The following is a 19,896-nucleotide window of genomic DNA, read 5'->3' as shown; positions in this document are numbered from 1 at the left end:
GGAATCACCATGAACTTTGCTTTCTTGTTCAGTGGAACAATTAGCACCAACGGACAAATGATTTTACTTACAGTATTCTTACTAGCAGCCGGAGCAAATGCAGGCAAGTTCGGAATGGACAGATACGCAATGCCTTACCTCAAAGGCCTTTTTGCTAAAAAACTAGGTAAAAAAGAAGTAAAAACAACGATTGAGGTATAAGAATTATTTCACTAAAGCGTATGACCCTCACCGGTTATACGCTTTTTTTTGGAATCTTTATTTCATTTTTTCAAACTCTTGAACCATCATTTCATAATTCAATGGACCAAAGGCTTTATATTGAATTATTCCATTTGAGTCAATCATATAAGAGGTTGGAATAGGGCGTATTTTATATTTCGATGCTACTATATTTTCTTTGTCCAATAAAATAGGAAATGATAAATTAAGTTCCTTTACAAAGCTTTCTATATCCTGTGTTGATGTTTCCAAGTTAACTGCCAAGATTTGCACATCTTTATCTTGATGGAATTTTTCCATATCGGGCATTTCCGCACGGCAAGGAGGGCACCACGTAGCCCAAAAATTCAACATAACACGCTGACCTAGATAATCTGATAATTTTACAGTTTCGCCAGATAACGTTCGAAGTTCGAAGTCTGGTGCTTGGTCGCCTGTGTTTAATCCAATTACAGAATTCGCTGATACCTTATCAGCAATGTTAAATGCTGTTTCATTCGAATTTTGATTAAATGAGTTCTGTGACAGTTGATTATAAATAATCCATCCAAACATTCCCACAAGAATTGCTATAGAAATCACCTTTTTCATCAAATACTACCTCCTTTGTTTTCCGTACTTAATGTAAATTATTACAGTAATACTAATTAGAAAAACAGATAAATAAAAGCCACGATCTAAGTAAAATTGAAATACCGTTGTAGTAAAAAAAACGGATAGTAACAGTTGACCTAAGCTCCAAACAATCAGGGCTAGTAAAGTAAGAGTTTCTGTTGATAATATCCCTTGTAATAGAATAATACTGACCAGTAGGAAGAAGAGTAGTCCAGAATAGTACCCACTTGTCATTACATTACTTCCCCAAATCACTTGAATAAATTCATACACGAACGAGGAAGTTATAAAAATTATCATCCACGAAAAAAGCAAATGAACTAGGTGCTGTATATCAACAATAGCTTTGTATTTAAGATAAATGGCTGAAAAGATTATTGCGATATAGAATGCTTGAGAACCACTAGGATAGGCAAGTATGGCAATAGGATCGTTTATGAATGTGGAAAAGTTTACTAGAATTTTGCCAATCCAAACTGAAATAACAAACACAATTAACAGGTTACCCACATCGTCTAATCGCTTTTTTGTTTCTGAGTAAGAAAAAGGGCTAACTAACCGGAAAAAGATTACTCCGATGATAAAACTTGCAATCAGAATTACCAGTGAACTTTTAATAACAAAAGGACCAATTATCCAACCTGGTGGCATGTTAGCTCTCCTTTATTTCTATTTTAGTTAATTAACAATAACCCTAATCAGTATACTATTGATAGGAAAAAAAATAGAACAATCAAGTTTTTCTAGACACTATCGTTCTATCAAAATGTCCATTTAGATACTTTGATCAATACAAGTAATTAACCTTCTTTCAATATCTCTCGCTAGCTCCTTTATTTGATCGTCATTGACCATCTGAATTAATGCGGTCGGTTTCGGCATACCGATTATGATTTTCCCTGCATCCTCATAAACAACGATTTTGCATGGCAAAAAGTAACCAACCATCAAATTTTGTGATAATACCCGTTGTGCCTCATGGGGATTACATACCTCTAGGACCAGGTAGGGCTGATTAAATTCTAATCCTTTTTCCTGCAGTTTTTCCTTTATATCAAATTGCCATAGGATACCAAACTTTTCCTCCCTAAGGTTTTCCTCTAAAGACTGAATTGCCTCTTCCATCGTTTTGTTCGTTTCAACTGTATAATCAAACATCCCACCATCTCCTTTTATTTTTTTCTATCTTAGGTTAAATTAATAAAGTTTAAGGGTTACCGAGTATATTACGAATCCTGTTCCTGCCAGGAACAACAATTTTTGTGAGGGTCATAATATTTTCCAAAGCAGTTTCATAACTAAAGCCTCCTTAAGTTTTCAATTTTTAATCTTGGAAAATAACACTATGTTAGTACGTCAACATTTCTTATTTCTCTAATGAAAATATGCTAAATTATTTATTCCTACCAACTATATACCCGCATAGGTATATAGTCAACCTTTTGAATTTTGTTCTGAATCATTTCTACATTTTAAGAAATTAATGTTGGAGTTACCGAGTCACTACATATAAAATTAAAAACTCTTAAAACAAACCATTAAATTTGAACTTGTTTGGCTTTGCTACGATATATTTTTTAAAAAAGTCTTAATACTTTAACCTTATTCATGTATAACCAGATAGAAGTTACCAGACCTTCCAGCCTGGTAACTTCTATCTATTTTAGCTTTTCTGGCAAGGAAAGTATGGATTCTATTAGAGTATTCAGTTTTCCTTCCACCCTGTGTAACAAATAAAAGGTCACCGCAACTGGGAATCCAACATCAGTCATTAACGCCACCCATGTTTCCTCCATTTTCTATACTCCTTTCCATCTAATATTTATTAAATAAGAAAGGGAGCGATTAACGCCCCCTTTCTTATTACACTTCTATATCAAAGACATTACGTTCTACTATTCTAGCGCTTTTTTTACTTATTAAATCACCGCCAGATGAGTAGAAAGCATTTTGAGCAATAATCACGTCCATAGCCTGATCAATCGCCAATGCATCTGCTGGTTCCACTGGACTGTCAAGTGTGATAGTTACAATCTTGTCTTGTGTATTAAGGAACTTAAGCTCTAATGTTTTCATAGGGTTTACCTCCTCCCGTTGGTCTAGTTAATAATTAGTCTTCTGTTACTAGTTCTGTGTCACTTCGTTTAATTGTGTATAGTGGATACTGCTGCAATGGAACCAAAGCGTTTGTAATAGCTAAAAGTTGATCTGGTGTTACTGTGGTCTTGATGTTGTTAAAGCTTTTGTTCTTTAAAATTGGTCTTCCAGTTAATGCGTCTACATCCACCTCAAAAGCTAATTGAAGATTAGAATTGATTAGTTGTGCTACCGCCATGTCTCTCACCTCCCTTCACACCTATAATCGATGAGAAGGCAAGATAGGGTGTCTATGAAATTTTTAAATGGACGAAATAATTAAAATTGGACGTAAAAAAACCAGGTAATTTATACCTGGCTTATAAACTAGTTGATTAATTTTACTACTTGTCAGTCACTCCCTCGACCATTGTTTTTAAAAAAGATAATCCTCAGATTTTCATTGCGTTCCCATACTTCTATCCTAAGCTTTGGAAACGATTATTGTCTTTACAAAACACTAACTTCTTTAGTCACTATTAAACTCGATTTCCTATGTCAAAGTTAGTTACAGTTCATATAGAGGTTTTCAAACTTTTTGACAAAAACCTACAAACAGTTCTTTCAAAAAATTCTCAATTTAAGAAAAGTCCTGAATCATTCGATGCACTTTTTCTACTTCTCGATCTGGCACAATTAGATACCAAATATCACCAATGAAAGTGCCATTCCCGTCTATTTGATAAGTTTTATTATTTTTTCGAGCACTGCTATAGTCGGTTGCAAGTCGACGCATATCTGAAAAGTCCATGTTCGTGCTAACATTATCACCTAATACATCCATAATATCACCAATTTTATTAACCACTCCAAGACTTGCACCTTTATCAATTACGCTCTCGATTACTTGACGTTGCCTTTCATTGCGGCCAGCATCACCTTGAGGGTCTTCTTTTCGCATTCTTACATAGGCTAATGCCTCTCTCCCATTTAATTCTAGTTCTCCTTCTTCAAATTGAAAGCTACCATTTTTAAAAGCAAGGTTATTATTTACCGTTACCCCACCAACTGTATCTACTAGCTGTTGAAGGCCTTCCATGTTAACACGTACGTAATAATCAATTTCGATATCTAGAAAGTTTTCAACCGTATCAACTGCCATATTACTACCACCAAACGCATAAGAGTGGTTAATTTTATCAATAGTACCGTGTCCGATAATTTCTGTACGGGTATCTCTTGGGATACTCACCATCTGCATACGATCATTGTTCGGGTCCAAAGTCATGACAATCATCGTATCTGAACGTCCTTGATCATATTCTCTCTCGTCGACACCCAATAGGAGAATATTTAGTGGTTCTCTACTCTCGACCTTTTCTTTAGTCAATCTATTATCAATAGAAGTAACTGATTTATGTACATCATTATCTACTGTACTTTTGACATTATCATATATGGAATATAGGTATGCTCCTCCTACTAATAAAAGTAATCCAACAACTAATAAACCGATTTTCCACCAGCTTTTTTTAAACTTTTTCTGATTCATACATCCACCTCATTATAAATACAATGCTTCGATCCCCAATTAGACCACAATCCTGTTCTTCCAAAATCCATATTCATAAAGTTACAACAAATAAGTACACCATAGTCCTTTACAAAGATTATTCAAATAATAAACTATAATGTTTAAATTAATAGTATATTTTTCGCTATTACTTCTCCAACAATATACTCAATAGAAAATAAAAAGCCACGATCTTCTTAAAAAGAAGGTGCCTTCTCGATTACAGGTCCGATCCCATCATTCTCTATATGGACAATTTTCTTTTTAAAACAGAAGGAAAAGATATTAACTATAATTTTCACTTTTCGTTCTTTTAAAAAGTTCAAAATAAAATACTAAAGCAACTGCAAGACATACTGTTCCGCTTATCAGGAAGGTAATCGTAAAAATTCCTCCTCCAATAGTTGGCGATTCGGAAACTGATCCTATTAACATCAATAAAAGAATACCCTTAACTGCTAGAAATAAAGAAAAATGCTTTAGATTACGTTTTACCATCAAGTACACAGAAACGTTAACTAAGTACATTAGACTTATAATCATTAGAACCGGAAATATAGGTGTGAATTTACCAGAGTAAATAAAAAAGTCTAATTGTGAAATATCACTTGATATTTCTACTTGTTGATTGAAAAGATGCGAAAAAGGTGTTGAGTATTCCCATTCCCAAGGGTTATTTAAAAGTTCGCTGCCTTCATACCACGCTGCAATTGTAGAAAACATTAGAAGAAAAAAAGCCAGTCCTAATTGAACACTATGTTTAACCGACAATTCAACATCACCTCTTTTTTATTGTTTAAATAATTACTATTCGTGTCAGACATTTACCTGACATCCCACCGTTCATTATTTAAATGTGATAATTCAAGTTTTTCAACAAAACTAATTACGTTTTTATACACTCCTATACAAAAACTAGTACTCTTTTCTTTTTAAAAGGATTGCAATTCCAAAGATAAGAAATACAAAAGAAATTGGCAGTGTATAAAAACTATTTATAGGTGTTAACATACCCACCAAAAACAATAAAAATGCCAATAAAATCAGCAAAATAGCCACATAAATCCCCCTCTAAGATCACATGTCCTCTTAAATCCGGAATAGCGACTTTGACTTATACAATAATCTCTCTGATACTTAAAATCTGTAAACCAGTTTGTAATCCGGCATGGAAAAATACAATTGGATCTCCATCTCCAAGGACTTCAGTATGTAGTAATAAAGTCATCGCCTTCTATCGATTAATAATCTACTTTAAGAGTGACTAGTTCCTTTTCCAACAATTGTTTTTTTATCTAAATCAAGATACACAATTAGATTTCCTGAAGTACTAGTGGCAGTATGATTGAACTTAACTGAATATACCTCTTTTCCTTTCCAGGCAATACCGATTTTTCTAGCTAATTTGGTATCAACAGTCACCTTGTTGACAGATGAATCATTGGGACTCACAGGGACTCTATCTTGTTCTGATTTAGTAAGACCATTATAAGCAACCATCTCAATTGGTTTATTAATGTACCTGTAAATACTTATAATAATTGGTAAACCAACTACCGAAAGCAAAAGAACATTAAAAAGAAAAGTTTTCTCGAACTCAACTATGTTATAAATAATTACAACGACTACTATTCGAATAAAGGTCTTAATGATTAGATTGTACTTTTCTGATTTAAACATTCGCCACGCAACTTTCATTATCTGATTTCTAATTAATTCTTTATTTTGATCCTGAAGGGGTACCCTTACCTATCATTGGAACGGTCCACTATCCTTATTTTACCATTCATTAGGTTGTGTTCCTACTTCTTAAAATTTAAAACTAATTATGGGAATAGTGCTATCTCGCCGTTCCGGAAAACCACTCCCTTTCCATGGGGAACTCCTCAGCCTCCTCGCTCGTCAAGAACACTCACTGCGGGGTCTTCAGACTGTTCTTTTCCCATAGGAGTGTCGCATTTTTCCGCAACTTAGAATAGCTTCCTGTTTAAGTTAGAAGAACACAAAAAACGTTTATTTCATGAAACATCACTACTCATTAATTAGAAATTTTCATCGCGCGAAGGTTTCTAATTTTTTTTGAGTCTTCATGTATTTCCAACGCTAGTATAGTGTTGTGTTGGATTAATAACTACACTATATGATGGTGATTGGAGCGTGGGGCAGCCGACTCCAGCGGGAAAAGCGACGACTGAAAATCCCGCAGGAAGTGGTTTTCTTCCGAGGAAGTTGAAGCGTTGCCCGCGGGAAGCGACTGCCCGAAGCGCAAATCAACTAGTAGCTACTTTACGACGCATTTTATATCAAAATGCGACAATTAAAAAGCAACAAAACTTACAAAAATGCCTAAATTAATTACTTGTTGTTTTTGTTCCTTGATGAAAAGTCATTTGCCATTTCCCTTCGTTTAACTGCCAAATGGAGCTTCTCAACGAATGTGTCATGTCCTGTCGCCTAATAACACGATACGTTGTTAACACAACTTTTGAAGCTAATTGTCTTGCTTCAAAGTCCATCAAAGAGAATTCAGGATCCTCTTCATTCGGAAGTCTACTTAGTATATTTGCTTTATCAAAAATACGACCTGAACTTCCATATTCAAGAAAATCATCTGCTAACAATTCATTTAACTTTTCTTTTGATTGTCTGGTATCAGTTTGTAAAAGTAATTTATCCAATGAATGTAAGTGTTCCTTTAATTTATCCTCCATGTTAAACCTCCCGCTAATTCAATCCTTATTCCATTATACAACTGATGCATCATCACATCTATTTTTCTTCTGCACCCAGTTCAACAGCTAGCATGACAATCGATTTATTGACTTTCCAAACATAATAAAGATGATGGATCAGATCGCCCTGAGATTCTTCTTGTCTAGTTGGGGCAAGTCGTTCGATTCGTTCTCGTTGTTTAGATAGGTTATGAACGATGCCCTGATGCTCCGTTCCTGTAATTAGTTCACTCAATACTTGAATGTTTTGTTCCATTGTTTCTTCAATTTGTTTAAAATCCACTTCTAATTCCTGTGGATAATCAAAATTCTTTTGATAAGAAGAAGCAATCAAATGCTTTGCATAATAGTTAATTGCCGTGAAAACAGTAATTAAACGAGCAACACCTGAGTCACTAAGAACACCGGGGCGCTGAAGTAGAGATTGAGCAGAACCTTTAATTGCGTAAAGCTTCTGATCCATATCAAAAGCACTCTCCGATAGACTTTTGACATTCACATTTTCCCTAAACCTTCTCAAATAATCCTGAATAAACGGATTTAATTCAGTTAAATAGTCTGCAAAACTATCAGATACCTTATCCTTTGTTTTAGTTGGCAAAATAACCATCGAAGCAACTAGAGCAATTGCTGCCCCAGCAATTGTGTCAACTACACGTGCAACTAATAAATGATAACTAATTCCACCCAACAAAATATCATACATGAATGCAATTAAAATCGTAATAAATAGACTCATAATCGTATAAGATACTGTAAAAAAGTAAAAAGCTAAAAACACAACAGCAAACAGCAAAATAATTTCTATTTCAGAATGACCGGATACAATCCTTGCTAGAAAAAAGCCGATTATTGCACCAAATATTGTTCCGAGTGATCGCTGAAAACCTTTAATATACGTTCGACCAACTGATTCTGTTCCAAGCAAAACTATAAAAGCCGTAAGAATTACCCAGTATGGTTGAATAGGCGATATAACATAGCCAACAAAAATTGATACCGTCCCTGCTGCTAAAGCCTGATAAGCTTTTTTGGTTGTGGGTTTCACACCTACCTCTTCGTCCTCAGAAATAGCTGTTCCTTCTTTTTCCACCTCTTGGAATTCTATGTCAGCATTTTTTCCTTCAAGAAGGGACTGCTGGATAATTACAGCACTTTTAATAACGTGATTAGCAATCGATTCAATCCGCCTGACCAGGAACAACCAGCTTCTAGACTGGTTATTATCATCTTGAAGATCAGTTAAAACAAGACGAAGACCTTGGACTGCTTGTTCTGCCTCCTCTAAATTCTGTTTCTTGTAGCTTTGGGCTAACACCTCGGCATCCCGAAGTGACTTTACCACCCACGCTAAGATTCTCCTTAGCTCCTCTGTTTCTAATGCATCAGCCATTTTTAGTTGTTCAAAGGAATCAGTCAGTGTCTCGACAAGCATTGCTGTGTCAAAAACATATAATCGTAATTGTGAAGCGTCCAAACCCGGCCAGATTTCCTGCACATCCTGTTCACTTAAATCAACAGATACATTTCTCGCATACTCATTGAGTTTGCGAACGTTTTTTTTAAGGCTATTTTTACGATGCTGACTATTAATAGGGTCTCTAATTAAATGGATTAGGATAGTTAATGTCAAATTGGCTTGGATATGATAGGACCGCATACTCCGTCTTAAAATATGAGCGGAATCTTTAAAAATAATAAAATTGTAAAGATATGCAAAGACCACTCCTATAAATATACCTAAATAAAACCATGGAAATTGACTAGTTGAGAGCTGCAAAAAAGAAGCTATATACACGTTCATAAAACCAATCATACCAAGGGAAAAGTAACGAGAACCAAATTTTGAGAAGTAAAAGGCACTAAAAATAACAACAACCATTAATGCACCAACAAAGTAGGGATTCCCAGCTAATAAGGAACCTAACGTAATTCCAAATATAGAGGAAACACCAAGTAATAAGGTAGTTACTCGCTTTTGTTTTTTCGTATCATCTGTAACGACCATAATGCTAAGCAGACCAACCATCCCAGCAACGATGGCAGGTGTGAATAATTCATTTCCCGCTATATGCAAAATTAAGAGCATAGCAAACACAGATGACATTAAACTTATCGTTGCTTTTCCTGCTTGTTGAAATCTTTTTCTACCTGGATCTGATGCAAGCAGTCTTCCAATCCAATGTCTTATATGTAGATGTTTCATCCTATCAACCTTCTTCATAAACTTCATAAAATATTAGCTTAGACTATCCTCACATTTATTTCAAACTAAGCTCAGATTCTTTATCCATTTTTCCCTTCTCAAGCTACTATAAACCGTAGCTAAGTCATTGCTATATTGATTAGTTCAATAGATGGTTATTGACATCCACATAATGTAGCCTTACTATTATGCTATACGATATATTGTCACGCATAATAGTTAAAAAAATAGAAGGTGATCGAATGTTAGACAGCCAACCAACACCTATGACCGAGGCTATGTATTATGTACTTCTTGCATTGAATCAGCCGCTCCATGGCTATGCAGTAATGGATGTTGTCAAACAAGTATCCAATGACCGAGTACTAATGGGGCCCGGTACACTTTATGGAATAATAAAAAGATTACAAAAGGACAGACTCATCGTACTAGAAGAATTGGATGGAAGAAGGAAAGTCTACCAATTATCTGAGCTCGGACGGGAGGCTTTGCTAAAAGAATATCACAGACTACAACAGATGGTTGAAGACGGGAAACTCATGTTTGGGGAGGGAAAGTCTAGTGAAAGATAAGTTAAAAAAGAAAATACTGTGGCTAGACCTATGGGATATTGAGGAACAAGAGGCATGGTTTTCAGACATGGCTACCCACGGATGGGAACTTATAAAAATAAATAAATTTACTGCGACATTTATTAAAAGTGAGCCACAAAGGATAAAGTATCGCTGTGATGTCTTTAAATTACCTTATTCATATGAAGATGAGAGAATCGAAATATATCGACAATCTGGATGGGAACACGTAGCTTCCCGTGGATATTTGCAGGTATTCAAACAAGTTAACAAAAAAAATACAAATGAACTCCATACGGATCCATTCGAACAAGCAGAAGCACTTACGCTCCTAAAAAAGGATATCTCAACCAGAGGAGTAATTTCTTTAGTATTATCTATTCTGATGTTGTTCCTGTCGTTTTTCATGTTACAAAGTAGCCCTGTTAGGAATTTTTTAGAGGACGAATTTATCGCGCCATTTATGATTATTTTGTCTATCCTTCTTATTATTTTTTCTATGACCACAGGCATGGTACATATGTCAAAATTGATGAAGAAATTACATTCTGGGACCCTACTAAATGAAGTGAATTATAGGAAAAAATTAAACCGAAACAGATGGCTTGGTGGTAGTTTCATTTTTATCCTTTCTTCATGGATTTTATTCAACACAGCGCAAACTATAGCACTTTCAGGCGAGCGTTTTCCAGAGATTCCTGATAAAGAACTTCCTGTTGTGGAGATTTCCGATATTCTCAATGAAACAAATTATACTAGAATTCCAGACATGGATGATTTCCCAGGAAGCATCGACAATTATTATAAAGAAGAAGCAAGTATCTTAGTGCCAAAACAATATGAATTATATGAAACTGTAGAAGTTCCCGGTGTGATGTGGGATGACAATAGTGGTTCATATCAGCCAAGCATTCAATCATATCGATATGATGTAAGAAGTGAGTGGCTTGCAAAGCAATTTTTACAAGAGTTAATTGAAGAGAACCAATACTTGGATGAGAATTACCAGCTCACAATCACTCAATTTGATGAATTATGGCTGAATCAAGAAGACAATAAGACAGATCTGATTGCAAGAAAAGATAATGTTGTCTATCGAGTGGTACATTACGGAAAAGAAACGGCGGACGAAATCATTTCGGAGGTGGAGATTAAGGCAGGGTATTAACTGTCAAGCTTATACTAGCGCACTTCATATATAATAGAATTATAGCCTTAGACCTAAACGAGTGATAGTGCATGCTATTTATTTAGGATCTTACAAGTATAAAGGAGTGGTAGTATGTTTCCTGTCCTAACAACAAACAGACTCTTATTGAGAGAAATAACAGATGAGGATGCTAAGGATGTTTTTACATGCTTTTCAAACAATAAAGTAACACGTTTTTATGGTCAAGAAAGTCTAGAGAACATAGAACAAGCGAAGAATATCGTTGAGTTTTTCGCAAACAGTTATAAGGAAAAAAGAGGTCTAAGATGGGGCATTGAGCTAAAAGGTAGCAAAGGATTAATTGGAACAATTGGATTTAACGCCTGGGTGCCAAAGCACAAACGCGCAGAAATAGGGTATGAAATTAACCCTAATTATTGGCGAAAAGGGTATGCATCAGAAGCAGCGACGGCAGTTATATCATTCGGATTTGAAAATATTGATTTAACACGTATAGGTGCTGTTGTTTTTATGAAGAATGAATCATCTACTAACTTATTAACAAAATTGGGGTTTCAACAAGAAGGTATTTTAAGAGATTATATGTATCAGAACGGTAGGGCAAATGATACATATATTTATTCAATGCTAAAGCGAGACTTTAAGTATAAGTAAGGGGCTTCAACTCTAGAAGCCCCCCTTACATAACTTTTACCTATAATCAACATGGAACTGCTTATGCACTCACCTGTTCTGGGAACAATAGCTTCAATTGTTTCCTTGCTCGATAGATCCTTGTTTTAACAGTCGCAGGCTTGAGTTCCAGAATACGTGCAATTTCACTTTCCTTTAACCCTTTCTCTAACTTAAGCCAAAGAACATCCTGATAATCAACTGTCAATGTTTTAATAGCACGATTCACTTCTTCATTTAATAATAAAATTTCTACTTCTTCTAGCACGTTCTGGCTCACTTGTTCACCTAGTATCTCAAGGATTTCTTCATCAAACAGGACACCTTGATTTTTCTTTTCTTTGCGGACAAAATCAATCGCAGTTCTAGTTGTAATTGCTGATAGCCACGCACCCACCTTACTTTCATCTTGGATAGAGGAAACATGCTTTATCGCCTTAATAAAAGTTTCTTGAACGACATCTTCGGCCAGATGTGCATCTCTAACAATCGAATAACTCAGATGAAATAGCCGCTTAAAATACAAATGATATAATTCTGTGAAATCTATCGTAGTCACCGTTTTCTCCCCTATCTTGTCATCACACTAAAAATGGAATAAACAACTTAATTACTCCTCTAACTTTAGAGATATACACACTTTAAATAAATCACCATCAGTATCCATATCAAGACTGCCTTCATGGAGGTCGACGATTGATTGTGCGATCGCAAGCCCAAGTCCTGAACCTTCCGTTTGCCTAGATGTATCTCCACGCTTGAATCTTTCAAATAACTCATCACTATTTTCGCCTAGCTCATATTTTGAAACATTCTTAAATGTAATAATTGCTCGGTCATTCTTTGTAGATAGATTAATATAAACCCTTGAATACTCCAAAGAATATTTAAGGATATTTCCTATTAAGTTATCAAAAACACGCCATAATTTCTGACCGTCGACCAGAGAATATACCGGTTTATCGATGTTCGTAATCCTAAATTGGAGACTAGAGTCGTTGATTGTGTCATCATATTCCGCAAGTGCCTGCTGCAATAACTGAACAAGATCAACCTTTTCCTTTGTTAATTGAATATTGCCACTAGCCATTTTTGATACCTCAAACAGATCATCAATTAACACCTTCAAGCGCTGTGATTTCCTGTCAATTATTTCAAGATATGCTGCACTCTCATCACTTGATACATCACCAGATTTTAATAGCTCGGTATAGGTAATAATTGATGTCAAAGGCGTACGAAGATCGTGACTGACATTGGTAATTAACTCTGTTTTAAGACGTTCACTCTTTGCTTGCTCATTCTGTGATGCTCGTACACCTTGCTTTAGTACATTTATATTACTAGCCAGTTGGGCAAAAACCGATTTTCCTGTTACCTGCAGATCGTTCCCCAAATTACCTTTTGCCAATTCGTTGGTTTTCTCGACAATTTGATTGAAATAACCGATACGATTAACCAACACCATCACCAGAGGCAATCCCACAGCACCAAGCAATATAATATAGAAAATAACAAAAATTGGATGTACGATCGTCATAATTACTGAAATTCCTAATAGGAATATCAATCCCAAAACAATAAATAACTGTGTACCGGTCGTTTGGTCTAAAAATGCTGTTTTCAGACTGTAGACTACTTTTCGAAAAACTACCTTTAGTCGCTTTGTCATTTTATTCAAGAGTGATTTTTCTAATTGACATTTAAAGTTTTTCCAATCTTTTAATGTTCCTGCTAGAAACTTTCCCTGAATAAAAGTAAGACCAATACCAACTGTCCCAATGAGCAGCCCTACCGCTATGAAAAAGCCCTGTATTAAGGAATGATCAAATATATAAAGTAGCCTACCAGCTGCTAACAACGTAGTTATAATGGTAGCAATTCCTGTCAGTCCAAAAAGTACGGCTCTTACATCGATCGAAAGCTTATTATAATAAGTCTCCAAGTTAGAGACTTCAGCCTTAATTCCTTTTGATTTAAAAATGATAATAAGAATTAGTATAAAAGCAAGCACACTTGCTGCTACATAACTCCAAAATAGTATTTGTTCCTGTCGATAGTTATGATATTCTTCCATAATTGGATTCGACCACGAAAAGGATTTTGGTACGGCAATTTCACCTTCAACCGTACTATTTGTCGGGGTTATTGAGTCTATTAACTCTTCTGCATATCCCCCGACATAAGCATACTTAACATATTCTCCGATCGAATAATTTGTAACATATAACATATCGACTGGATCTATTGGGGCCAATTCATCTTCTGGATAGTCTAAATTTGAGTAAACTTCACCTGTAACTCTATCTGTAAAATAGTATTTAAAATTCTCTTTTAATCTTAAAAAATCAGAGCGATAATTTTCTCGTTCATTATAATATTCTCCTAATAGTTCTTCCTTCTCCTTAATAACCTTTGCCTCAACATACTCATCACTTTCAAAATTCTTGGTAATGTCCTCAATTTTAGCATCTCTTTCAGCAATGTAGGTATCAGCTACCTGTTGACTACCCGTATCCAATGCTCCTTGAATTAAGTGTTCATATTGAGAATTTATGCCATTGATTTGTTCTGGTAGATCACCATATCGATAACGGTGTTCGTTGATTTCCTCTTCTGTAACAGTTAACGACTCTTTTGCTTCGTCTAACGGAACACTATTTAGCTCAAACATACTTAAATATCTTGCAAACTCGTCAATTTCATCTTGGAATTTCGATGTATGGAAATAATCCTTTTGGGCGTAATAAGTACCGTAGTTAGCAAGGAAAAGGATTCCACTTAAGTTAAAAGTAAATAAGATAGCGATTATACATATGATAACTTTACTTTTCCATTTTGTAGCCAATGCCCCATACCACCTTTAGATATCTTGGATTTTTCGGGTCTATTTCTATTTTTTCACGAATTTTGCGGATGTGGACTGCTACAGTATTTTCAGCATTATAGCAAGGCTCATTCCAGACCTGCTCATAAATTTCATTAATTGAGAACACCCGACCGGCATTTGTCATAAGTAGCTCAACAATCTTATATTCAATTGGCGTAAGCTTAACCGTTTCTCCATGAACGGTGACTTCTTTTGCGGATTTTTCTAATGTAAGACCATTTAAATCAATTACTTTGTTTATTCCTTCATATGTACCGAACGTTACATACCTTCTTAATTGAGATTTCACACGCGCCACAAGCTCCATGGGATTAAATGGTTTAGTTATGTAGTCATCTGCCCCTACCTGAAGGCCTAATATCTTATCTGTGTCCTCAGCTTTAGCACTCAAAATTATAATTGGAATGTTTTTCTTTTCTCGAATTTTATATGTGGCAGAAATTCCATCGAGTCTAGGCATCATAATATCTAAAATAATCAGATGGACCTGGTGTTCATTTAAAATCTCCAATGCATCGATTCCATCCTTGGCCTTTAAAACGGTGACTCCTTCATTTTTCAGGTAAATTTCAATACCGTCTCGGATTTCCTTTTCATCATCTACTACTAGTACATAATAATTATCCATTTCCACCCAACTTTCTATTAAGCCTCTTCTATATTTTTATACTAAACTACATTTCTTAATATTCGGTTACTATAATTCTTAAGAATTTCTTAAGTTTGATGCAAGTTTTAATTATAAAACTAGCTCTAGTATATTAGATTTTGCGTTAGTAGTGTAAAATCACCCTAAACTGTAGAATTAAATTTAAATATATCTATTAATATATCGAGCGAATCTAGTTCTAGGAGAGCTCACTATTATTAGTAATTTTTAGTCTGGACTTCTAGCAGTCATGACCTTGGCTAAGATATAATTTCACCATTCCCTAATTCATTTCTGAATTTATTCATCAAAAAAACCACCCTTAACCTTCACAAACACTGGATTGGAAGTTTCTTCTTAATAAACTTTTCGTTATCCTCTACCACTTTTGTTGAATCACCTTTATAATAGGTAAAGTCTGAACTTATTAAAGGAAAAGGTGTTTTAATTATGAGTTTACTATCGGTTAGTAATTTAAGTCACGGATTTGGCGATCGAGCCATCTTTGATGACGTATCATTTCGTTTGTTAGCAGGGGAACATATTGGGCTTATCGGAGCTAATGGCGAAGGTAAATCCACTTTTATGAATATTATCACCGGCAAACTAGATCCTGATGCAGGTAAAGTTGAATGGTCTAAAAATACAAGGATTGGTTACTTAGATCAACATACCGATCTAAAGCAAGGCATGACAATTAGAGATGTGCTAAGGACAGCCTTTAAATACTTGTATGATATCGAGGAAGATATGAATAGTCTGTTTGGGAAAATGGGTGAAGTCGAACCAGAAGAATTGGAACAACTTCTTGAAGAAACTGGTCGTATGCAAGATTCCCTCACAAACAATGATTTCTATATGATTGATGCAAAAGTTGAAGAAGTTGCTAATGGTCTTGGGCTAAATGAATTTGGCTTGGACCGTGACGTTAACGACTTAAGTGGTGGACAACGAACAAAAGTGTTGCTTGCCAAGTTGTTATTAGAAAAACCAGATATTCTATTACTTGATGAGCCAACAAACTACCTTGATGTCGAACATATTGAATGGTTAAGGAATTACCTATTACAATACGATCATGCTTTCATTTTAGTTTCCCATGATATTCCATTTTTAAATAGTGTTGTTAATTTAATCTATCATATGGAAAATCAAGAAGTAACACGTTATCCAGGTGATCACAATGAATTCTTACGTGTTTACGAAATGAGAAAGCAGCAATTAGCATCAGCTCATAAAAAGCAACAAAAGGAAATATCCAACCTAAAAGACTTTGTGGCAAGAAATAAAGCCAACGCGGCAACGAGTAAAATGGCAATGTCACGTCAGAAAAAATTGGATAAGATGGATATAATCGAACTAGATGCTGAAAAACCGAAACCACAATTTCGTTTTAAACAAGCAAGAACGCCTGGTAAATACTTGTTTGAAACAAAGGATCTCGTAATTGGATATGATGAACCCCTATCAAGACCGCTTGATTTAGCAATGGAACGCGGACAAAAAATTGCCCTATCGGGAGCAAATGGCATCGGGAAAACCACTTTACTTCGAAGTATTCTTGGAGAAATCAATCCTATATCAGGTTCTGTCCAGCAGGGTGAGCATCTGCATCTTGGCTACTTCGAACAAGAACTAAAGGAAACAAGCAAAAACACATGTATCGAAGAGATCTGGGACGAGTTTCCTCACCTAACCCAACAGGAAGTTCGTTCTTCCTTAGCAAAGTGCGGCCTTACAAGAAAACATATTGAAAGTAAGGTGCAAGTACTAAGTGGTGGAGAGAAAGCAAAGGTACGACTATGTAAATTAATCAATAGTGAAACAAATTTGCTAGTGCTAGATGAGCCAACCAATCACCTAGACGTTGATGCAAAAGCTGAATTAAAACGAGCACTTAAGGAATATAAAGGAAGTGTTCTTCTTATCTCACACGAGCCTGACTTCTACGACGGTGTTGTCACTGACGTGTGGAACTGTGAAAATTGGACTACAAAAGCATTTTAACTATTAAAAGCCTATCTTCCCTTCAAGAGAAGTTAGGCTTTTTATTTTACTTGATAATGAAGGAAGGAACCTTTACAAGCGTACTATCTTCAATCCTATTCCCCTTAACTACCAAGGCTCCATGATTATTGGAATGAAGTGAAACTTTTATTTCTTTTTCCCCTGGTTTAAGCGATCCCAGGTTATAATACTCCCCATATAAACGATTTATTTTAATGCCATTTATAAAGAGATGGGCGTGACCCTCATTATAACTTTCTAGATTATCTCCCACTTTCTCGGGGGCAAATTCAAAGTTCTTAACTTCCAATTTTAAAAGCCAGGTAGCTGACTGATCTTGTTGAACCAAAATTTCGACTGAAGGAATTAAATATCCTTCTGGAATATGTACTTGATCATGATCCATCCCAGTCGAAGATGAATGCATGTGTTGATTCTGATTTATAAAGTAAATAAATAATATCAAAAATAAGGCTAAGAAACTTAGAAAACTTTTCACCTTTTTCATCTTCTAACGCGCTACTTTAATCTGTTTAGATTTTCTTATAATCATCCATCCAACAATAATGAGCAAAATGCCCAGTGCTAAAAACGCCAAATCATAGACTAAAGGATTTTCAGCAGTTGGTTTTACGCGATGGACCTGTAATATATGGTGATTAACGATTCCTTCGACTAGATTGAACGTCCCACCACCAATAAAAACGCCCCCAAAAAATATACTCCAATTATACCCGAGCTTGTCATTTCGGGTATCCTTGAAAATTTTAATTCCACCCCAAATGAGCAAAGCAGAGAAAGCAGCAGTAAAGAAACCATCAGTTAGGATCTCCAGCTGAATATTAGTACTAAGTACCATGTGATGCCATTGCAACAACTGATGAAAAACAATTCCATCAATAGCACCTAGCAAACCTAATCCAAGAATAAACGCAGCTACAAACAAATTTTTATCTTTGATACTCAACGAAATCACCCTTTTAAATCTATCATCACCTCAATTAATATCCAAATCTTGCAATATTATACTTACAAAATCAAAACACAGATATAAGAACTTTTGTTAATACTGGGTAACTATACTTTTAAAACTTTCAAATTTAGAATGTAACAGTAACTAATTAATTTATTTCCGGAAATATTTCGCAAAGAAAAACGGAGAATATAATAGAAAAAACGTAACTAATGCTATGACCTCAAGCAAGAGAATATATGTTGGCCACGGACCTAAATAGTCGAAGATAGATGGGTTAATCGGCTTCCTCATGATATACATGTAATTGCCATCTATAGCTTTATTGATAATAAAAATAAGTGCTGCATATCCATTCAAATACAACACTGCTTTAAAAATAGATTTGAAAGTAGGACGATATCCTTCAACGAACACCATAAACATATTAGCAATAACAATCCCTCCATGGGAGATGAAAAAATGGACATATCTAAAGTGAGGGAAAGTATATGCATGGATGTCTGGTGTAATCATTGCTTGAATAGCACTTCCTATCCCCGCAAAATAAGTAAATTCAAATAGTTTATAATTTCTTGTTAATAATAAGACACTAGATAATAACAAGGAAATACTACTTAAGTGAAGAGGAAGAGAATACCTAACTGTCCAAGTCCCTATATGGCTTTGCCACCAGATCAAGCTTATTTCAGAAAAGAGCAAAATAATCGCCAATGAATACCTGAAGATTTTATTTGTCAACCGCTGCCTTAGCTGTTCTCTGAAAAAATACATCCCAATACAAATAACGAGAATGACCACCAGAGTGAACAAATGAGTATGAGAAAACAAAACAAAAGGTTCACTTCCGTCTTTAATGAACAAATCGCTCATAATTTCCTCCTCCTTTGTCTTATATAAAATATCTAACAACGATACTACAACACTAATTGGTATGTTAAGTATAAACCAAAAGCCTAAGTTCTCAAATGAAATAAAGCTCAGATCATTATCATTGCATATCATTTTCTGAAAATGTACTCTATAAGAAAAGGTGGTGTGTTAATGAGTAACCCAATTGAATTAACAAAAATTACGATTGTTCAAAAGGATACTGCTAACAAAATCCGACAAGCTTATATAGGAGATTTCGAGGAACCTGTGTACTATGGTGTTCATGGGGGAGTAAAGGATTTCTATGGCACTGAAACTGAAGTCGAATACCCTTCAACACTAGATCATATTGTGGCTGCAGCTGGTGGCTGACTAGTTGGTACTCTTTCTGGCGCGCTGGAAGCGCGTAAAATACCAACTTCACCAGACAAAGTAAGTGCGGATATTCAAGGTACAATTGAAGCACCTGAAGGCATTTTAAAAATCACTAAAATAAAGTGTCATTATCATGTTAAAGTACCTGATGGAAAACAAGAAACAGCTGAGCGAGCCTTATCTGTGTTTGATAAAAAGTGTCCAGTGGCTCAAACCCTAAAGGGTGCGGTTTCATTCGAACATACTTGGGATATTGAAGCATATTGATACTGAAAATAATTAAGCTTAAA

24 protein-coding genes and 2 pseudogenes are annotated in these 19,896 nt (G+C 35.3%); 8 read left to right on the top strand and 18 right to left on the bottom strand.

Annotation, left to right across the window (positions count from 1 at the left end; translation table 11 throughout):
* Window positions 1-201 (top strand): annotated as a pseudogene (locus GH741_RS21625) (Crp/Fnr family transcriptional regulator); the annotation flags it as partial.
* A gap of 57 nt (window positions 202-258) precedes the next feature.
* On the opposite strand, the gene GH741_RS12425 reads toward GH741_RS21625, so the two are convergent.
* From GH741_RS12425 to GH741_RS12380, 10 genes are all read right to left on the bottom strand, one after another.
* Window positions 259-813 carry a TlpA family protein disulfide reductase gene (locus tag GH741_RS12425; RefSeq protein WP_153737108.1) on the bottom strand — a complete coding sequence of 185 codons (555 nt, stop codon included), beginning with the start codon at window positions 811-813 and terminating at the stop codon, window positions 259-261.
* 6 nt (window positions 814-819) lie between these two features.
* Window positions 820-1,488: a hypothetical protein gene (locus GH741_RS12420; RefSeq protein ID WP_153737107.1), complete on the bottom strand. Its 669-nt coding sequence runs from the start codon at window positions 1,486-1,488 to the stop codon at window positions 820-822.
* 123 nt (window positions 1,489-1,611) lie between these two features.
* Entirely contained in the window at window positions 1,612-1,995 is a 384-nt protein-coding gene (locus tag GH741_RS12415; RefSeq protein WP_153737106.1) for a DUF302 domain-containing protein, read from the bottom strand.
* A 500-nt stretch (window positions 1,996-2,495) separates the two neighbouring features.
* Window positions 2,496-2,633 (bottom strand): YvrJ family protein, encoded by a 138-nt coding sequence (locus tag GH741_RS12410; protein WP_153737105.1) that lies wholly within the window; start codon window positions 2,631-2,633, stop codon window positions 2,496-2,498.
* A gap of 67 nt (window positions 2,634-2,700) precedes the next feature.
* On the bottom strand, window positions 2,701-2,913 hold the full coding sequence (locus GH741_RS12405; protein ID WP_153737104.1) for a DUF2922 domain-containing protein: 213 nt from the start codon (window positions 2,911-2,913) through the stop codon (window positions 2,701-2,703).
* A gap of 34 nt (window positions 2,914-2,947) precedes the next feature.
* Window positions 2,948-3,172, bottom strand: a complete 225-nt coding sequence (locus GH741_RS12400; RefSeq protein ID WP_153737103.1) for a DUF1659 domain-containing protein — start codon at window positions 3,170-3,172, stop codon at window positions 2,948-2,950.
* 381 nt (window positions 3,173-3,553) lie between these two features.
* Complete coding sequence (locus GH741_RS12395; protein ID WP_153737102.1) at window positions 3,554-4,465, bottom strand: LCP family glycopolymer transferase; 912 nt, start codon at window positions 4,463-4,465, stop codon at window positions 3,554-3,556.
* A 306-nt stretch (window positions 4,466-4,771) separates the two neighbouring features.
* Window positions 4,772-5,257, bottom strand: a complete 486-nt coding sequence (locus tag GH741_RS12390) for a YjdJ family protein (protein WP_153737101.1) — start codon at window positions 5,255-5,257, stop codon at window positions 4,772-4,774.
* Window positions 5,258-5,401: 144 nt separating this feature from the next.
* Window positions 5,402-5,545 carry a hypothetical protein gene (locus GH741_RS12385; RefSeq protein ID WP_153737100.1) on the bottom strand — a complete coding sequence of 48 codons (144 nt, stop codon included), beginning with the start codon at window positions 5,543-5,545 and terminating at the stop codon, window positions 5,402-5,404.
* 195 nt (window positions 5,546-5,740) lie between these two features.
* The gene (locus tag GH741_RS12380; protein ID WP_170287626.1) at window positions 5,741-6,184 is read right to left on the bottom strand and encodes a hypothetical protein; all 444 of its coding nucleotides are present in this window, start codon (window positions 6,182-6,184) and stop codon (window positions 5,741-5,743) included.
* A 459-nt stretch (window positions 6,185-6,643) separates the two neighbouring features.
* On the opposite strand from GH741_RS12380, the gene GH741_RS12375 reads away from it, so the two are divergent.
* Entirely contained in the window at window positions 6,644-6,841 is a 198-nt protein-coding gene (locus tag GH741_RS12375) for a hypothetical protein (protein ID WP_153737098.1), read from the top strand.
* Here GH741_RS12375 and GH741_RS12370 read toward each other — a convergent pair.
* Together GH741_RS12370 and GH741_RS12365 are read right to left on the bottom strand one after the other, a co-directional pair.
* Window positions 6,838-7,197 carry a nuclear transport factor 2 family protein gene (locus GH741_RS12370; RefSeq protein ID WP_153737097.1) on the bottom strand — a complete coding sequence of 120 codons (360 nt, stop codon included), beginning with the start codon at window positions 7,195-7,197 and terminating at the stop codon, window positions 6,838-6,840. The genes GH741_RS12375 and GH741_RS12370 overlap by 4 nt on opposite strands.
* 58 nt (window positions 7,198-7,255) lie before the next feature.
* Window positions 7,256-9,424: an FUSC family protein gene (locus GH741_RS12365; protein ID WP_153737096.1), complete on the bottom strand. Its 2,169-nt coding sequence runs from the start codon at window positions 9,422-9,424 to the stop codon at window positions 7,256-7,258.
* Window positions 9,425-9,627: 203 nt separating this feature from the next.
* Between GH741_RS12365 and GH741_RS12360 the strand changes: the two genes are divergently transcribed.
* The 3 genes from GH741_RS12360 (at window position 9,628) to GH741_RS12350 (ending at window position 11,821) form a co-directional block, all read left to right on the top strand.
* Window positions 9,628-9,996 carry a PadR family transcriptional regulator gene (locus GH741_RS12360; RefSeq protein ID WP_240795487.1) on the top strand — a complete coding sequence of 123 codons (369 nt, stop codon included), beginning with the start codon at window positions 9,628-9,630 and terminating at the stop codon, window positions 9,994-9,996.
* The gene (locus GH741_RS12355) at window positions 9,986-11,164 is read left to right on the top strand and encodes a DUF2812 domain-containing protein (protein ID WP_153737095.1); all 1,179 of its coding nucleotides are present in this window, start codon (window positions 9,986-9,988) and stop codon (window positions 11,162-11,164) included. The genes GH741_RS12360 and GH741_RS12355 overlap by 11 nt, the downstream gene beginning before the upstream one ends.
* Window positions 11,165-11,278: 114 nt before the next feature.
* A complete protein-coding gene (locus GH741_RS12350) occupies window positions 11,279-11,821 on the top strand; it encodes a GNAT family N-acetyltransferase (protein ID WP_153737094.1) in 543 nt (180 codons plus the stop codon).
* Between the two features lie 61 nt (window positions 11,822-11,882).
* Here GH741_RS12350 and GH741_RS12345 read toward each other — a convergent pair whose 3' ends face one another.
* From GH741_RS12345 to GH741_RS12335, 3 genes are read right to left on the bottom strand one after another with little or no spacing between them, the layout of a single operon-like run.
* Window positions 11,883-12,398, bottom strand: coding sequence for an RNA polymerase sigma factor (locus tag GH741_RS12345; RefSeq protein ID WP_338079406.1), 516 nt, complete (start codon window positions 12,396-12,398; stop codon window positions 11,883-11,885).
* A 51-nt stretch (window positions 12,399-12,449) separates the two neighbouring features.
* Window positions 12,450-14,687, bottom strand: a complete 2,238-nt coding sequence (locus GH741_RS12340) for a histidine kinase dimerization/phospho-acceptor domain-containing protein (protein ID WP_153737093.1) — start codon at window positions 14,685-14,687, stop codon at window positions 12,450-12,452.
* Window positions 14,665-15,357, bottom strand: a complete 693-nt coding sequence (locus GH741_RS12335) for a response regulator transcription factor (RefSeq protein ID WP_153737092.1) — start codon at window positions 15,355-15,357, stop codon at window positions 14,665-14,667. The genes GH741_RS12340 and GH741_RS12335 overlap by 23 nt, the downstream gene beginning before the upstream one ends.
* Window positions 15,358-15,828: 471 nt before the next feature.
* Here GH741_RS12335 and GH741_RS12330 point away from each other — a divergent pair, with 471 nt between their 5' ends.
* Complete coding sequence (locus GH741_RS12330; protein ID WP_153737091.1) at window positions 15,829-17,385, top strand: ABC-F family ATP-binding cassette domain-containing protein; 1,557 nt, start codon at window positions 15,829-15,831, stop codon at window positions 17,383-17,385.
* Between the two features lie 46 nt (window positions 17,386-17,431).
* Here the strand turns inward: GH741_RS12330 and GH741_RS12325 are convergent, their stop codons facing one another.
* The 3 genes from GH741_RS12325 to GH741_RS12315 all read right to left on the bottom strand — a co-directional run bounded on the left by GH741_RS12325 (window position 17,432) and on the right by GH741_RS12315 (window position 19,231).
* Window positions 17,432-17,851 (bottom strand): hypothetical protein, encoded by a 420-nt coding sequence (locus GH741_RS12325; protein ID WP_205677332.1) that lies wholly within the window; start codon window positions 17,849-17,851, stop codon window positions 17,432-17,434.
* Between the two features lie 45 nt (window positions 17,852-17,896).
* Window positions 17,897-18,361 carry a DUF2243 domain-containing protein gene (locus GH741_RS12320; protein ID WP_338079404.1) on the bottom strand — a complete coding sequence of 155 codons (465 nt, stop codon included), beginning with the start codon at window positions 18,359-18,361 and terminating at the stop codon, window positions 17,897-17,899.
* Between the two features lie 150 nt (window positions 18,362-18,511).
* Entirely contained in the window at window positions 18,512-19,231 is a 720-nt protein-coding gene (locus GH741_RS12315; protein ID WP_153737088.1) for a YwaF family protein, read from the bottom strand.
* A 171-nt stretch (window positions 19,232-19,402) separates the two neighbouring features.
* Between GH741_RS12315 and GH741_RS12310 the strand changes: the two genes are divergently transcribed.
* Window positions 19,403-19,603, top strand: coding sequence for a hypothetical protein (locus GH741_RS12310; RefSeq protein ID WP_153737087.1), 201 nt, complete (start codon window positions 19,403-19,405; stop codon window positions 19,601-19,603).
* A 21-nt stretch (window positions 19,604-19,624) separates the two neighbouring features.
* A pseudogene (locus GH741_RS22440) lies at window positions 19,625-19,873 on the top strand (OsmC family protein); the annotation flags it as partial.
* Window positions 19,874-19,896: the final 23 nt, after the last annotated feature.

The organism is Aquibacillus halophilus, from assembly GCF_009649745.1.
Classification (GTDB): Bacteria; Bacillota; Bacilli; order Bacillales; family Amphibacillaceae; genus Aquibacillus; species Aquibacillus halophilus.
The sequence above is the reverse complement of the archived record's forward strand: the minus strand, read 5'-3'. Positions and strand labels throughout refer to the sequence as shown.